Source organism: Streptomyces beijiangensis, assembly GCF_017315755.1.
Taxonomy (GTDB): Bacteria; Actinomycetota; Actinomycetes; order Streptomycetales; family Streptomycetaceae; genus Streptomyces; species Streptomyces beijiangensis.
The window spans coordinates 1-405 of the sequence record NZ_JAFLRJ010000780.1; the positions used below are offsets into that span (position 1 = coordinate 1).

The 405-nt window shown below is 70.1% G+C and carries 1 pseudogene; it reads right to left on the bottom strand.

Features of this window, described 5'->3' with window-relative positions:
- Nucleotides 1-50 precede the first annotated feature (50 nt).
- Nucleotides 51-405 (bottom strand): annotated as a pseudogene (locus J0695_RS39040) (ABC transporter ATP-binding protein); the annotation flags it as partial.

A 405-nucleotide genomic window follows, 5' to 3' on the forward strand; every position in this document is an offset into this window, starting at 1 on the left:
GACCAGTACGGCTTCTTCCGGCCGGGGCTGGTGGGTGGGGGCTGTTGTCGTCATGCCGGGACCGCCTCCGTACGTACCTCGCTGCGGAGCAGGTCCCACAACTCGCTCTTGAGCGCGGTGAATTCCGCGGTCGTACGGATGTCGCCGGTACGGGGGCGGGGGAACGGCGGGCGCCGCTCGGCGATGATGCGGCCCGGGCGGGCCGACATCACCAGGACGCGGTCGCCCAGCACGATCGCCTCTTCGAGGCTGTGCGTGATGAAGAGGGTGGTGGTGCGGGTGGTCTGGGTGAGGGCGAGGAGTTCGTCCTGGAGGATCGTGCGGAGCTGGGCGTCCAGGGCTGCGAACGGTTCGTCCATGAGGAGGATCTCGGGCTCCACCGCGAGGGCGCGGGCGATGGCCACG